Below are 6054 nucleotides of genomic sequence, written 5' to 3'. Positions count from 1 at the left end.
ATCAGTTATCAGTTATCAGTTATCAGTTATCAGTTATCAGTTATCAGTTATCAGTTATCAGTTATCAGTTATCAGTTATCAGTTATCAGTTATCAGTTATCAGTTATCAGTTATCAGTAATCAGTAATCAGTAATCAGTAATCAGTAATCAGTAATCAGTATAAAGTGGCAAGTTTGGAGTTTTCTTTTCACTGATTACTGTTTACTGTTCACTGGTCACTGAAAAAAACACCCAACACCTATTCCTTTGAAAATTATGTATAGTACCGATGTTGTTACCGATGCGGTTTTGAGAACCAAAAACTTAAATGTTTACTACGGTTCTAATCTCGCTGTTCGTGATGTTAACCTTGATATTCCTGAGAAAAAAGCGGTCGCTTTTATCGGTCCTTCTGGCTGCGGTAAAAGTACGGTTTTGCGCTGTTTTAATCGCATGAATGATCTGGTTAAAAGTGCCAAAATTGAGGGAAAAGTTACCTTTCGCGGTCAAGATATTTATGGTAATTCCGTTAATCCTATCGGGTTACGCAGTCGTATTGGTATGGTTTTTCAGAAACCGAATCCTTTCCCTAAATCTATCTATGAAAATATCGCTTTTGGGGCGCGCTTAAATGGTTACATCGGCGATATGGATCAATTAGTAGAGGAATCTTTAAAAAAAGCCGTTCTCTGGGATGATGTTAAAGATAAACTCAAAGAAAGTGGTTTAGCTTTATCGGGGGGACAACAACAAAGGTTATGTATTGCCCGCGCTATTGCGGTTAAACCGGAAGTTGTTTTAATGGATGAACCCTGTGCGGCACTCGATCCAATTTCTACCCTAAAAATTGAGGAATTAATTCACGAATTAAAAACCCAATATACTATAGTTATTGTCACCCACAATATGCAACAAGCGTCGCGGGTTTCTGATTTAACGGCTTTTTATAATGCTGAACCGACCCCAAAAGGCGGTAAAGTGGGTTATTTAGTGGAATATGATCGCACCGAGGTTATCTTTCAAAATCCTGCTCAAGAGTCCACTAGAGATTATGTTAGCGGTCGTTTTGGTTAATTACTTTAGTCTTTTTGAGATCAATTATCGGGATGAGTTAATCAACTTGTTCTGATTTTTTCTTGTTATTATCTAATAAAACTACATTATTGAGCGTTTTGACTGACTTTAATTTGCAATAGGGTGGTCATCAACTAATTTAAATAACCAAAAATGTGAGAGATATTTGTTTAAGTTAAGCTTAATTAACCCAAGCTTAAACTGAATTTAACCAAACCAAATCTTAACCTTAACCTTAAATTAACTAAAATAATTGATCATAATTTTAGGGTTTTATGTACAATCCAACCTAAAAGTTAATTTTTTGATTCCCGAACCAGCAATAATTAGCGAAATGAGTATGCAGAATTTCCAATTCAAACTAAATCGATGGACAATCAGCGCTGGTTTAGCGGCAGTAGGAGCAGCCCTAGCTCTCACCATCCCGGCGGTTAATTCCCAAAGCCGCAATACTATCAAAATTGATGGTTCTAGCACCGTTTACCCAATTACAGAAGCAGTAGCGGAAGAATTTCAAAAGATAAATCGTCAGACACAAGTAACTGTCGGTATTTCGGGAACAGGTGGCGGTTTTAAAAAATTCTGTGCTGGTGAAACGGATATTTCTAATGCTTCTCGTCCAATTAAGGATTCTGAGCGTCAATTGTGCGCTAAAAATGGCGTTAAATTCTTAGAATTGCCGATCGCTTTTGATGCTTTAACAGTGGTAGTCAATAAACAAAATCCCCTTAATAGCATCAAGGTTTCTGAACTGAAAAAAATGTGGGAACCCGCTGCTCAAGGGAAGATCACTAAGTGGAATCAAGTTAATTCTAAATGGCCTAATGCCAACCTAAAACTGTTCGGACCAGGTGCTGATTCGGGAACATTCGATTACTTTACCGAGGCAATTGTCGGTGAATCGAAGAAAAGTCGCACCGACTTTACCCCCAGTGAAGATGATAACGTTCTAGTGCAGGGAGTTATCAGAGATCGTAACGCTTTAGGTTACTTTGGCTATGCCTATTATGAAGCAAATAAAGGTCGTCTGAAAGCCCTAGCCATTGATAACGGCAAAGGAGCCATATCTCCCTCAGCAGAAAATGTCAACAACGGCAAATATAATCCCCTCTCCCGTCCTGTTTTTATCTACGTTAATGCTAATGCGGCTAAACGTCCAGAGGTAAAAAGTTTTGTCGAATTTTTCATCAACAATGCTCCCAAATTAGTCCGGGAAGTTAAGTATGTTCCTTTACCCGCTAATGTCTATCAATCGGTAATGAGAAACTTTAGAAATAATAAAACAGGGAGTGTATTCGTTGGCCGAGATGTGGTGGGTTTAACCATCCAAGATATTGTTCGGCTAGAAGCTAAAGAATAGTTGCTTATCTGCCAATAAATGGAATGGGGAAGCGATTATCTTCCCCATTTTTGGAGTTGAATTAAAAAACCCAGCAACTAGATATTTAAAGCATGACTAAACCAGCAATTAAATCAGAGAGTGTCTGGATTCAGGCAGCTACTCCCAAAAAGATTCGCAACCTCAAAGAGACTATTATTGAAGTTATTCTATTTTTGGCGGCTTTTTCCTCTGTGGCCACCACTATCGGCATTATGGAGGTTTTGATTCTAGAATCCGTGCATTTTTTCGAGAAAGTTCCCCTGATTCAATTCCTAACCGATACGGTTTGGAGTCCGCTTTTTGCCGATCCTCGTTATGGTATTATACCGCTACTTTCGGGAACCTTAACCACTTCGATCGTGGCGATGTTTGTCGCTGTTCCTTTGGGAACAATTGCCGCTATTTATCTCAGTGAATTTGCCCCCCCGCGTCTGCGAGAAGTGGTTAAACCTTGTCTAGAATTATTAGCGGCTATACCGACAGTAGTTTATGGTTATTTTGCCTTTTTAAATGTCACACCTTTCCTACAAACTTTTTTGCCTGACTTGCCTTCATTTAATATGCTCAGTGCTGGTTTGGTCATGGGATTAATGATTATTCCCCTGATTAGTTCCATCAGTGAAGATGCCATGCGTGCCGTACCTTTGACCCTCCGGGAAGGTTCCTACGCTACCGGAGCAACTCGTTTACAAACTGCTTTAAATGTGGTTTTGCCTGCCGCTATTTCTGGTATTAGTGCCGCTTATATTTTAGGAGTTTCCCGGGCCGTGGGAGAAACGATGATTGTAGCGATCGCCGCAGGATTACAGCCAAATTTAACCTTCAATCCCTTTAGTGAAGCGGCCACCATTACCGCTTATATTGTTCAGGTTAGTTTAGGCGATTTACCCCACGGTTCGATCGAGTATCAATCAATTTTTGCCGCCGGTATTATGCTAGTCATTTTGACTTTAATCTTTAATATTATCGGTTATTTCCTCGCCAAAAAATATCGGGAGGTTTACTAATCATGGAAAAAGAACAATTATCGAATTTAAGAGCTAATATTGAAAGGCGCAAGCTGATTAGCACTGTATTTTCTGGCTTAGGGTTGTTGATTATTTTTGTTTCTACCCTAATTCTCTTTATCCTGATTGCCCAGATGATGATGGCAGGGTTGCCGCGCATTACCCCCCAGTTTTTTACTTCTTTTCCTAGTCGTCACCCTGAAGAAGCTGGTATTCTTTCCGCTTGGGTGGGAACCTTGCTAGTGATGTTGGTAACAGCCTTGATTGCGATTCCTCTCGGTATTGCGGCGGGAATTTATCTGGAAGAATATAGTAAGAAAAATTGGCTTTCAGCAATTATTGAGATTAACGTCACTAATTTAGCGGGTGTTCCCTCAATTATCTATGGTTTACTCGCCCTCGGTTTATTTGTCTATCAATTCAATCTCGGACAAAGTATTATTGCCGCCGGTTTAACCCTAGCTTTGCTGATCCTACCTGTGGTTATTGTCACCACCAGAGAGGCAATTCGGGCAATACCCAACAGTCTCCGGGAAGCGGCCTATGCCGTGGGAGCAAGTAGATGGCAAGTAGTCGCCGATCATATTCTTCCCTACTCCTTCGGTAGTATCCTAACCGGTGTGATCATCGGACTTTCCAGAGCGATTGGAGAAACGGCTCCCGTGATTACTATTGGTGCGCTCACGTTTATTGCCTTTCTACCCGATGCTCCTTTACAAGCAAATTTTCCCTTTATTAACTTTAATTGGCTAAAAGCACCCTTTACAGTTATGCCTATCCAGATGTTTAACTGGGTTTCTCGTCCAGAGCCAGAATTTGAAGTCAATGCAGCCGCCGCTGGTACAGTGTTGATTGTGATGACTCTCGGGATGAACGCTGTAGCTATCTATCTCCGCTATCGTTTCCGCAAAGGTATCAAATGGTAAACTCTATTTTTCCCTCGATGATGTCTAATATCAAAGAATTTCAACCAAAAGCCGAGGTGAGAAACCTTGACTTTTACTACGCTGGCACCAATAAACCCGCTTTGCGAAGTATCAATCTCACCATTCCCGAAAGACAAGTCACCTCTCTAATTGGCCCCTCTGGCTGCGGTAAAACGACGCTTTTGCGCTGTTTTAATCGAATGCACGACCTTTATGCCGCTAATCGCTACGAAGGGGGTATTTATATCGATACCGTCAATATTTTAGATCACAAGGTCGATCCGATCGAGGTGCGGATGCGGATTGGTATGGTTTTCCAAAAACCGAACCCTTTCCCGAAATCTGTTTACGAAAATGTCGCCTACGGTTTGCGGGTTAGGGGCGAAAAAAAACGGGAGTTTATCGATTATAAAGTAGAAGAAGCTTTGCGCGGTGCCGCTTTGTGGGATGAAGTCAAGGATCGTCTCAACACCAGTGCCTACGATTTATCGGGGGGACAACAACAACGTCTCTGTATTGCCCGCGCTTTAGTTACAGATCCTGAAATTATCCTCTTTGATGAACCCACTTCCGCTCTCGATCCAATCGCCACTAATAGTATAGAAGAACTAATTGGTAAATTAGAGGAAAAAGTTACCATTTTAATCGTCACCCACAGTATGCAACAGGCAGCCCGGATTTCTGATTACACAGCTTTTATGTATTTGGGTGAACTGATGGAGTTTGGACAAACTAAAATTATGTTTCAAGAACCAACTCACGAGAAAACAAAAGAATATATTAGCGGTCGATTTGGTTAAAAAATCGCAATTGTTTGGGGAGAGAAAGCAATTATCTCCCCAACGCTCTCCTCTAAAACTTGGCTTTTTGCCGCAATAATTCCGCTAGGGTGACATCAAATTGCGATTGTCCTCCGAAAACCGTTCCCACTTCACCGTTAAAGAAGGTGACTGTGGCTAAATGGTAATGTTCATCCGTTAGGGGGATATAACCGACTTCTTTAACAATACTCTCGGCATTATCGAGGTAATACTCCACAAATTCCTGTAAAGCTCGGCTTTTTTGCGCTTTCTCCGCATTGACGTAGATAAATAAAGGTCGAGCAAGGGGTTGATATTGGGAGTTAACTACGGTTTCTCTAGAGGGTACAATCGCCCCTTTACCGCTATCAATGCCTAAAGCTTTCAATTTTTGGGGATTTTGTTCATAATAAGCTAGTCCAAAGTAACCAAGAGCATTCGGATCTTGACTGACTCCCTGGACTAAAGTGTTATCATCCTCGCTGGCTACATAATCCTTACGACTAGCACCGGATTTACCGACCACAGCTTCGGTAAAATAGTCAAAAGTTCCGGAATCTTGGCCTGCACCAAAGAGATTTAGGGGTTTATTGGGGAATTCCGGTCTGATTTGATTCCAATTGGTAATTTTACCCTCAGCAGCCGGTTCCCACATTTTCTTTAATTCTTCTAGGGTAATGCTATCAATCCAGTTATTTTCCTGATTAACGACTACAGTTAAGGCATCAAAAGCCACGGGTAATTCAATATATACTTTGCACGGCTACAACTTGCATTTTTTACTCAAGGACAATAATATAGTTTAAGAGTCATAATTAGAAGCAAAGCACTCATTAAAAACATGATTAACCTAGAATTCACGGAAGAAGAAAAGAACTCACTGTAT

Annotated in this window: 5 protein-coding genes and 1 pseudogene; 5 read left to right on the top strand and 1 reads right to left on the bottom strand. The window is 40.8% G+C overall.

All coding sequences use genetic code 11. The features are described from left to right. Positions 1 to 256: 256 nt before the first annotated feature. The 5 genes from pstB (IM509_RS22825) to pstB (IM509_RS22805) all read left to right on the top strand — a co-directional run bounded on the left by pstB (IM509_RS22825) (position 257) and on the right by pstB (IM509_RS22805) (position 5168). Positions 257 to 1054, top strand: a complete 798-nt coding sequence (gene pstB / locus IM509_RS22825; protein ID WP_012265133.1) for a phosphate ABC transporter ATP-binding protein PstB — start codon at positions 257 to 259, stop codon at positions 1052 to 1054. A 334-nt stretch (positions 1055 to 1388) separates the two neighbouring features. After that, positions 1389 to 2414: a PstS family phosphate ABC transporter substrate-binding protein gene (locus IM509_RS22820; RefSeq protein WP_081417876.1), complete on the top strand. Its 1026-nt coding sequence runs from the start codon at positions 1389 to 1391 to the stop codon at positions 2412 to 2414. A gap of 92 nt (positions 2415 to 2506) precedes the next feature. Next, positions 2507 to 3442 (top strand): phosphate ABC transporter permease subunit PstC, encoded by a 936-nt coding sequence (gene pstC / locus IM509_RS22815; RefSeq protein WP_002745948.1) that lies wholly within the window; start codon positions 2507 to 2509, stop codon positions 3440 to 3442. A 2-nt stretch (positions 3443 to 3444) separates the two neighbouring features. Further along, a complete protein-coding gene (gene pstA / locus IM509_RS22810) occupies positions 3445 to 4368 on the top strand; it encodes a phosphate ABC transporter permease PstA (RefSeq protein ID WP_002745947.1) in 924 nt (307 codons plus the stop codon). Further along, on the top strand, positions 4362 to 5168 hold the full coding sequence (gene pstB / locus IM509_RS22805) for a phosphate ABC transporter ATP-binding protein PstB (protein ID WP_072926451.1): 807 nt from the start codon (positions 4362 to 4364) through the stop codon (positions 5166 to 5168). The genes pstA and pstB (IM509_RS22805) overlap by 7 nt, the downstream gene beginning before the upstream one ends. A 52-nt stretch (positions 5169 to 5220) precedes the next feature. On the opposite strand, the pseudogene IM509_RS22800 reads toward pstB (IM509_RS22805), so the two are convergent. After that, positions 5221 to 5919: pseudogene (locus IM509_RS22800) on the bottom strand (PstS family phosphate ABC transporter substrate-binding protein); the annotation flags it as partial. Positions 5920 to 6054: the final 135 nt, after the last annotated feature.

The organism is Microcystis sp. M31BS1 (genome assembly GCF_020245285.1).
In the GTDB taxonomy this organism is placed as follows: domain Bacteria; phylum Cyanobacteriota; class Cyanobacteriia; order Cyanobacteriales; family Microcystaceae; genus Microcystis; species Microcystis panniformis.
Note: the sequence above shows the minus strand (reverse complement) of the source record. Positions and strands in the feature narration are given on the sequence as shown.

What these genes read in the sequence shown, in the direction of transcription:
- pstB (WP_072926451.1), top strand. Translation starts at nt 4,362, where the DNA reads ATGGTAAACTCTATTTTTCCCTCGATGATGTCTAATATCAAAGAATTT.
- pstC (WP_002745948.1), top strand. Translation starts at nt 2,507, where the DNA reads ATGACTAAACCAGCAATTAAATCAGAGAGTGTCTGGATTCAGGCAGCT.
- pstB (WP_012265133.1), top strand. Translation starts at nt 257, where the DNA reads ATGTATAGTACCGATGTTGTTACCGATGCGGTTTTGAGAACCAAAAAC.
- IM509_RS22820 (WP_081417876.1), top strand. Translation starts at nt 1,389, where the DNA reads ATGAGTATGCAGAATTTCCAATTCAAACTAAATCGATGGACAATCAGC.
- pstA (WP_002745947.1), top strand. Translation starts at nt 3,445, where the DNA reads ATGGAAAAAGAACAATTATCGAATTTAAGAGCTAATATTGAAAGGCGC.